Annotated in this window: 7 protein-coding genes; 4 read left to right on the top strand and 3 right to left on the bottom strand. The window is 66.2% G+C overall.

Annotation, left to right across the window (positions count from 1 at the left end):
* Window positions 1-60 precede the first annotated feature (60 nt).
* Window positions 61-549 (bottom strand): DNA starvation/stationary phase protection protein, encoded by a 489-nt coding sequence (locus RMN95_RS02450; protein ID WP_309615373.1) that lies wholly within the window; start codon window positions 547-549, stop codon window positions 61-63.
* A 204-nt stretch (window positions 550-753) separates the two neighbouring features.
* Between RMN95_RS02450 and RMN95_RS02445 the strand changes: the two genes are divergently transcribed.
* Window positions 754-2100, top strand: coding sequence for a sensor histidine kinase (locus RMN95_RS02445; protein WP_309615372.1), 1347 nt, complete (start codon window positions 754-756; stop codon window positions 2098-2100).
* Window positions 2101-2119: 19 nt separating this feature from the next.
* Window positions 2120-2767: a response regulator transcription factor gene (locus RMN95_RS02440; RefSeq protein WP_309615371.1), complete on the top strand. Its 648-nt coding sequence runs from the start codon at window positions 2120-2122 to the stop codon at window positions 2765-2767.
* An 8-nt stretch (window positions 2768-2775) separates the two neighbouring features.
* Here the strand turns inward: RMN95_RS02440 and RMN95_RS02435 are convergent, their stop codons facing one another.
* A complete protein-coding gene (locus RMN95_RS02435) occupies window positions 2776-6534 on the bottom strand; it encodes an SCO7613 C-terminal domain-containing membrane protein (RefSeq protein WP_309615370.1) in 3759 nt (1252 codons plus the stop codon).
* A gap of 111 nt (window positions 6535-6645) precedes the next feature.
* Here RMN95_RS02435 and RMN95_RS02430 point away from each other — a divergent pair, with 111 nt between their 5' ends.
* Window positions 6646-6819 carry a hypothetical protein gene (locus RMN95_RS02430; protein ID WP_309615369.1) on the top strand — a complete coding sequence of 58 codons (174 nt, stop codon included), beginning with the start codon at window positions 6646-6648 and terminating at the stop codon, window positions 6817-6819.
* 41 nt (window positions 6820-6860) lie between these two features.
* Window positions 6861-7718 (top strand): alpha/beta hydrolase, encoded by an 858-nt coding sequence (locus RMN95_RS02425; protein ID WP_309615368.1) that lies wholly within the window; start codon window positions 6861-6863, stop codon window positions 7716-7718.
* A 90-nt stretch (window positions 7719-7808) separates the two neighbouring features.
* Here the strand turns inward: RMN95_RS02425 and RMN95_RS02420 are convergent, their stop codons facing one another.
* Window positions 7809-8108, bottom strand: a complete 300-nt coding sequence (locus tag RMN95_RS02420; RefSeq protein WP_309615374.1) for a zf-TFIIB domain-containing protein — start codon at window positions 8106-8108, stop codon at window positions 7809-7811.
* Between the last annotated feature and the right edge of the window lie 99 nt (window positions 8109-8207).

Below are 8207 nucleotides of genomic sequence, written 5' to 3'. Positions count from 1 at the left end.
GCCCGCACTGGTCTAAACCGACCGGTCCGGTGAGTGCTCGCGCACCGCCGACGCGGGCCGCTACTTCGTCGCGAGATGCGCGAACAGGAACCAGCGGTCTTTTTCCAGGCCGCGGGCGATTTCGATGGCGACATCCTGGCTCACCGGGTCGAGGTCGGCCAGCTCGGTAACGGCGGTGCGGACGGTCACGAGAGTCGCGTCGATCGAGGCGATGACGTCGGCGATGACGGTCTCCGACTGCTGGAATCCCGCGGTGAGCGTCGGGGTGGTTGCCCTCAGGCCCACGGTCTGGATGCGGGCATCGATCGGCAGTCCGAGGGCCACGACTCGTTCCGCCGCAGTGTCGGCGTACTCGCGAACGTGGGTGACCACGTCGTCAAGCAGGAGGTGAACGGCCTGGAAGTTGGCACCGCGCACGTGCCAGTGCGCCTGCTTTCCATCAACCGAAAGCGCCGTCAGATCGGTGACGACCGGGCCGAGAAACTGTGCGACGCCGGAGGTGACATCCGGGTCTGCCGATGTTTGGGGAACTGCCTGAACTTCAGTCATGGTGAGACTCCTTCTCGCTTCGTCTTGACTCAACGTTAGTAAGGCTGAGATATTCCGCAACCAAGCTGAGGCAATGCTTAGTGGGGTTCCTTTTCGAGAACGGGGGCTAACCCCCCCACTGTTCTGTGAGCCTGCCTGCTGGCACGTCGTCAGGGGATTCGTGAGGCTGGACACATGATTGCGACAGACTTAGCTCCACACACCATGAGCACTCCACCCGCATCGCGCAAGGGCACCGCCTACGGTCGCCTCTGGCGAAGGCTGCCCGCAGAGCTGGCATATCTCGTCGTCGCATTCCCCATTGCCCTGACCGGATTCGTGCTCGTGATCTCGCTATTCTCGACGGGGATCGGCACTCTCGTCACCTTCTTTATCGGGGTGGTGCTGATCATCGGCGCGCTCTACGTCGCCCGGGGGTTCGGCACGCTTGACATAATGCTGCTCGAGTGGACGGGTCGCCCCGCTATTCCGAGGCCCGAATGGCAAGACGCCCGCGCCCGCACCGGCTTCTTCGGCTGGCTGCGTGCGCTGCTCGGTAACGGGCACTACTGGCTGTACCTGCTCCACACCATGGTCGTCGACTTCGTAATCAAGACCGTGACCTGGGTGATCATGGTTGTCTGGGTATCGGTAGCGCTGGGCGGTCTCACGTTCTGGTTCTGGAACTTATTCATTCCACAGGGCGAACAGGGTTGGTACCTGTCTGAATGGCTTTTCCCCACCGCGATCTTCGATGCTCGCACTGTCGATAACGTGCTCTACCTCGCTCTCGGCATCGTGTTCACCGCGACTCTTCCGATCGTCACCCGCGGGCTCACGTCGCTGCACTGGCTCGTCGCGCGCGGCATGCTGAGCGCCTGGAAGTCGGATGCCCTGCAGCGCCAGGTCGCCACTCTCAGCGAATCTCGCGGAGCCGCGCAGTCTGCGGAAGGTCACTCGCTTCGCCGGCTGGAGCGTGACATCCACGACGGCCCGCAACAGCGACTGGTGCGAATGCAGATGGATCTTGCCGCCGCAGACCGGCAGCTCGAGGCTGATCCCGAGAAGGCCAGAGGCCTCATTGCCGAAGCCATGCAGCAGTCGAAGGATGCCCTTGACGAGCTTCGCGCGTTATCGCGAGGTTTCGCCCCGCCCATCCTGCTCGATCGCGGGCTGGTAGCCGCGCTCGAATCGGCGGCGGTCCGCAGTGCCGTGCCGACGCGGATCGTCGACGAGCTGCCGACGGGCACCGCGCTGGCGCAGGAGATCGAGCGCAACGCCTACTTCGTCGCCAGTGAGGCCCTGACGAACGCCGCGAAGCACTCGGGCGCGACGGAGGTTGAGGTTCGCGTGTCGCTCCTAGAAGCGACCGACCGGGCAGAATCGTGGCTGACCATCGTCGTCACCGACAACGGGATGGGCGGGGCGTTCTCGATTGCCGGGCACGGAATTGCCGGGCTGCAGGAACGCTTGCGCGGTTTGGGCGGCACACTCGAGTTGAGCAGCCCCGCCGGTGGTCCCACCACCGTCACGGCCCGCATGCCCCTACCGACGGGAGCGCAACACCCCTGAGTCATGCCAGTCTTGGGGCATGACGGCATTGCGGGTGGTGGTGGCTGACGACTCGGTGCTGCTGCGTGAAGGTCTCGTTCGGGTGCTCGACGAAGCCGGATTCGAGGTCGTTGGTTCGTACGGCAACGCGGTAGAGCTGCTGGCCGGGCTTCAGGACATCGCACCAGACCTTGCCATCCTGGATGTCAGGATGCCGCCCACCTTCCGCGACGAGGGCGTGCGCGGGGCGATCGCCGCGCGTGGGCTCATTCCCGGGCTCGGCATCCTGTTGCTCTCGCAATATGTTGAGGTCGCCTACGCCCAGGAGCTGCTCTCGAGCGGCAGTGGGGGCATTGGCTACCTGCTGAAAGACCGGGTCGCCTCCCTCGATGAGCTGAAAGATGCCGTGCAACGCATCGCCGCCGGCGGCACGGTGCTCGACCCGGAGGTGGTGGCCCAACTGCTCGGCCGCCGCCATGACCCTCTGGCCACCTTGACGCCTCGGGAGCACGAGGTGCTCGCGCTGATGGCCGAGGGGCGCACGAATGCTGCGGTCGGGGCCGCGCTGGTGATCGGCACGGGCGCGGTGGAGAAAAACGTGACATCCATTTTCCAGAAGCTGGGGCTGGATGATTCGGGCACCGATCACCGGCGTGTGCTGGCCGTGTTGGCCTGGCTGCAGCGCTGACCCGATCACTACCGAAGCGCTGAGACCCTGCTTCCGAACGACTTCAGGTCGCGAACGCGTTTCTCCAGCGTGAGGGCGATGAACAGGATGATCGCCCCACCGACCACGGCCCACACCCACCATTCGGTGAGCTGGTAGACGGCGAGCAGTTGCGGCGCGAAGGTGCGCAACGCATGCACCAATACGACGACAGAGCCGAGGATCAGCGGTGCCTGCAGCCGAGCCAGTGCGCCCACAGCGATGGCGATAATGCAGACGACGCCGAGACCGACGAGTCTGAAGATCGGAGCCGGCGTATCGGTGGCCAGCGTGAAGGTGGCCAGCAGCGACGGCAGCACCAGCATGAGAATTCCGGGTGCAAGCCACGGCCAGCTTCCCTCCTCGGTTCGGCGCGCGAGCGTCACGGCGCCCACCGTGAGCAGCGCGGCCGCGAGTGTGGCAGTCGTCCACTCGAAGGGGTCGACCGCACCCACCACGATCGCGGCGATGGCCGTGATCGAGGCGCCCGCGAGCGCGATCCAGCCGACGATGCTGACGAAGGGTGCGCGGGCGATGAGCAAGCCGACGACATGAAGGGCACTGAGCACCACGATCACCGTCATCGCGCGCGCGGTGCCGACGCCGTCCTCACCGATGACGGCCAGTTCGATCAGGACGAGGCCGGCCATGGCCAGCACCACGACGACCTCGCTGGCCTCGATCCGGCGGTGGCGAGTCTTCTCGTCGTTCACTCTTGCCTGGACGATCGCGGCAACTACGAGCACGACGAAGGTCGAAGCGACCCACACGTCGATCTGCAGGTCGTCACCACGCCCGGCCTGGGCAAGAACGATCGGGCGCCCGAAGCCGGCGATGATGAGCCCGCCGGCAGCCGCGATCGCGGTGCTATCGAGGTAGGGCCGCAGAGCACCCGTTCGCACGCCGAGGCTGGCGGCCAGCAGAAGCGCCGCGCACACCGCGGCGATCACGATGGTTCGGGTGACCGGGCCGGTCATGGACACCGCGGCGATCGGCAGTATCCCCACCAGCAGGCCGGCGAGCGCGATGAAGGGTGCTGGGCCGGCTCCTCCCTGCCTGCGGTCGGAGGCGCGCCACACCGGCAACGCGATCAGCAGCAGCGCTCCGGCCAGTGGCAGCACGTATAGCTCGACATCGACGACCTCGCTGCTGGTGAGCTGCCACCACAGGGCACCGAGTGCCAACGCCAGGGCGAGCCATCCCAGGTGCTTCCGGGGCGACACCGAGGCGAACAGCCCGTCGCGTGAGATCGCGGCGAGAAGCACGGCAACGGCGGCGATGAGAAGCACCAACCACGTAGCATCCACCTGTCCGGCGATCGCGATGAGCGTGGTGGGGATGGCCACCAGTGCGACACCGATCTCGAGAGTACGGCGGAGCGCGGTTGCCGGTCGGAGAGTTGCGAAGGCCAGGGCGCAGGCCGCGATGATGGCCGCCGCCACAATCGGCGCAATACTGATGCCAAAAGCCACCTCTCTCGCTGCCGGAGAAAGCGCCCGGGCGAGAGAATCGAGGCTCCAGGTCAGGGCAGGCGTCAGCAAAATGGATGCCGCGATCCGCTCGATCCGAAATGCCTCCGTGATGCGAACCAGAGTCCACAGCACGAGTGCGGCCACGAGCGTGGCACCCAGTATCAGGATCGTGGCGAAGTGAGGGAGCACGAGCTGCTCCAAGATTGCGGAGTTTACCCAGCCCACCAAGCTGAAGCCGACGACCCACGCGGAGGTGACCAGGGATATCCAGAAGAGCACCCGAGTCTCGGCAATCGAGAGTCGGCGCGCCAAAAGTGCCGAGATTATCAGCAGCACGACGGCGAGGATCGCGACCGTGTGGGTTGATTCGATCCCGGCGCCCGTTCCACCGGCAAATCGTTCGTTGATGTGCCAACCCTCGGCGCCCGCGGCGACCAGGGCGAGAACCGAGGCGACACCGAGCGTGGATGCCCGCACCGCGACACTGGCAGTGACGGCCCGCACCGCAACCAGGATCGCGACGGTGCCGACCGAGCCGTACCACCAGGTGTCGATACTCGCCCACGAGGAGGTGTACGCCAGCCCCAGCGCCACGGTGCCACTGGCGGCGATCGTGATCCGGATGCCCGTGCTCCAGTTCCGCGCCCGGGCAACGCCGAGCGCGCCCACGCTCGCGGCGGCGACGAGCAGCCAGGCGGCAACCGCAGCCCACAGCACTCCGAGCAGGGGTGGCGCCAGTAACAGGATCGCGCATCCGGCGGCAACCACAACGAGCAGCCTGTCGTCGAGCGCGCCGGAGAACGCCCACGCCGCGCTGACGAGCACCACGACGACCAGCAGCGCGAGGAGCGCTGCCGCCCCTTCGGGCGCGACCGTCACGGCGGATCCGCCGGCGACAATCCAGCGCAGCGACACGGAGGCGGCCAGCATGACCGCGGGTGTGACCGCGAACACCGCGGAGACCAGCAGCGTGAGCATCCCGATCGCCGCCGCTGACCAGGCGGCGACCATGGCGAAGCCACCCGCGGGCCGGCTGGCTATTCTGCGGGCCACGAGCTCGAGGGCGACGGCGACGACGGCAGCAGCGACGAGTGGCGCGAAGGCGAGGAATCCGGTGTCGTCAACGCGAACAGCGACGACGAGGGTGACGCTCGCCGCAGCCACGGCCCCGATACCGGCGGCGATGCGTCCGATGGTCACGGGCGTTCCAACCCTGGCGATCAGGGCCACATGGGCCAGCGCGATGAGGGCGACGACACCTAGCTCGACCGCGGGAATCCAATCCTCGCCGACCATAAACGGTGCGATGAGTCCAGCTAACACCAGCCCCGCAATCCCACAACTCCCGACGATGAACTTTTCCACGCGATGTTGCCCGAGCGGATGGATCAGGCCACCCAGTGCCAGAGCGGCAAAACTTGCGAACACCCGCACGCCATCCTCGAGCGGCGTGGTGGCGTCGCCAACCAGCAGCGCGAGGGCAGGCGCGAACGTGGTGAAGGCGACGATGCTGGGCAGTCGAAGGCCCGAGAACCGGTGCCAGATCGTGAATCCGATGGCAGCTACCAGCAACGCGATGCCCCAATACATCAGGCCGTCTGCGTCGGCCGCGCCGAACAGGTTGTTCGCCCTGACGGCAAAAACATCGAGGTACACGAAGACAATCCCGAGGGCAGCAATCGCCTCGGCGGTGGCGGTGAGCCGACGTCTTTTTAGCAGTGTGGCGCCGGTGATTGCCGCAATCGTCACGGCCACGATGATGACCGACCGCCAGACCAGGCCGAACGTGATGAAGGCGTACACGAGGAAGAAGATCGCGCCCACCGACAGCAGCGAGACTCCGACGATCAGCAGGATGACCTGCACACCGAGGTGACGGCGGGGTGCGATCGGTGTCGCGGCGGGAGTGGCAGGTGGAGTGGCCGTCACGGGAGGCACCGTCGCAACGGGCGGCGCTGTCCCCACGGGCGGGGGAGCAGCACTCGGGGGCACAAAATCCGCAGCAACCGCGGCCGGAGCGGCCGGCTCCGCGACGAGCGCCGCCGACGAGGCGTACCGGATGCGCCCGATCAGCTCGAGCCGGCGATCGAGACTGGCCGTGGCATCCATCGACGCCGCATCGAGTTGCCCCATCAGCGGGCTCGCAAGATCGAGACCGCAGCTACCGCAGATCGCGCCCGCCCGCTCGGCGAAGCACGCGGGGCACACCCTGTCGGTGAGGTCGTGCGGTTGACGGGGGAATTGCACGAATCCGACGAAGGGCAGGTAGGTATCCATCGCCGCCTAGGATAGCGCCGGCAACGCGAAGAAAGATCAGCTCGCCCAGAACTGGGGACAGTAACGCCGCTGGTGATCTCGGGGACGAGAGGTCGTCGCTATTATGGAGAGGTGAACATCGTCGCATTCATCGTCTCGCTGGGCCTCTTCGTGGCGGGCCTGTACGTCATGGGTTCGGCGTTCTACGTCGAGGGTGCGGAGTTCCCGGTATTTCTCGCCGGAATAGCCTGCTCCAGCCTGGGCGTGTTCATCCCGATTCACGTTCTCAAGCGCATCGACGGCTGACCGCCGTGGCGAGCGTGTTGAGCAGGCTCGCGCCACTCATCATGACCCTGAGGGGGTCGAAGCGCGGTTTCACGACCGCGCAACGCACGCTCGATAACGTGGTGAAACTGCAGAAGAAACCGAAAGCCTTTGCGCCGTCCGCCCGATTATCGGCGAAGGTAGACATCACGCGACATGAGGTGAACGGCTGGCCCGTCTACCACGTCTCGCCGAAGAATCTCGAGCCCGATACTCGTGCAATCTTTCTACACGGTGGATGCTACGTGTTCGAGATCAACCCGGTGCACTGGTCGTTCGTGGCCAGCCTTGCGGTCGAGGCTGGCACTACGGTCATCGTGCCGATTATGCCGCTCGCGCCCACCGGCACGGCCAGCGTCATCGTTCCGGCGGTCGCCGACCTCGTGGCATCCGTGATCGCGGAGGTGGGAGCGGGCAACCTCAGCCTCATCGGCGACTCATCCGGTGGTGGGATGTCGCTCGCCGTAGCGATGCTGTTGCGCGATCGCGCGCTGCCGCCCGTGCGCCGGCTCGTGTTGATCGCACCCTGGCTCGATATCAGTGGCACCGACCCCATGCTCGCGGTGATCGCGCCGAACGATCCGATGCTGGCGGTTCCCGGCACCCACGCGGCCGGCGGCCTGTATCGCGCCGAGCTGGCGGAAGACGACTGGCGGGTGAGCCCCCTCCACGGCGACCTGGCAGGCCTCGGGCCGATCACCCTGTTCAGCGGAACCCGTGACATCGTGCACGCCGACGCGCTGCGGTTCCTGCCGCTGGCGGCCGCGGCCGGGCTCGAGGTCGACTACCACGAGGGCGCCGGGATGCTGCACAATTACCCGATCCTGCCCATGCCCGAAGGCGATGCCGCCCGCGTGGAGATCGCCGCCGCGATCCGCTGACGCTGCGGCTCGCCTCTGCGGGCTCTCCACCTCGCAGGGAGCAGGCGAGTGCCCCGGCTGCGTCACCGACCACTCAACCGGTGAAAAATTTCAATCAAACAGGCTGCTGATCCAGGATTCCTTCTTCTTTCCGCGGTAACCATCACGGTCGTCGTAGCCACGATTGGTGTCGCGGTCGTCGTGCTGAGGGTTGCGGTAGCGCGGGTCCTGGGAGCGCGGTGCCGTGGGAGGTGCTGGCGCGCTGGCAGCATAATCGGCCTCGGCGCTGTCGATGATCTTGTCGAGCTCTCCGCGGTCGAGCCACACGCCTCGACACTCGGGGCAATAGTCGATCTCGACACCGCTACGTTCGCTCATGACGAGTGTTGCTGAATCGGTAGGGCATTTCATCTTTCCTCCTGGGGTTGGGTGGATTGCTTCACTGTACGCAGCGTGTTGGGGAGCGCACCGAGAGCACGGCGCGTCGCGCGGGGCCGCCGCCTCATTTCG

It is taken from the genome of Salinibacterium sp. (genome assembly GCF_031364185.1).
Lineage (GTDB): Bacteria > Actinomycetota > Actinomycetes > Actinomycetales > Microbacteriaceae > Rhodoglobus.
The sequence above is the reverse complement of the archived record's forward strand: the minus strand, read 5'-3'. Positions and strand labels throughout refer to the sequence as shown.